Source organism: Schumannella sp. 10F1B-5-1 (assembly GCF_006517535.1).
Taxonomy (GTDB): domain Bacteria; phylum Actinomycetota; class Actinomycetes; order Actinomycetales; family Microbacteriaceae; genus Schumannella.
In genome coordinates, this window is the sequence record NZ_VHQH01000101.1 from 1 (window position 1) to 211 (window position 211).

General features: G+C 68.2%; 1 pseudogene. It reads left to right on the forward strand.

The features are described 5' to 3' along the window. Positions 1–211 (forward strand): annotated as a pseudogene (locus FJ658_RS16305) (sulfatase); the annotation flags it as partial.

Here is a 211-nt window from a genome sequence, read left to right on the forward strand (position 1 = left end):
GTTCGGCGGCCACGTCTGCGTGACCGACGGGCGCTACGTGTACATGCGCGCCTCGGCGACCCCTCAGAACCAACCGCTCTCCGAGCACACCCTGATGCCGACCGTGATGACCGGGTTCTTCCCGCAGCAGCAGCTCGCGCACGCGCAGCTCGTCGATCCGCTGCCGTTCAGCAAGGGTCTCAAGGTGCTGAAGACGCCCGCCCAGGCCTGG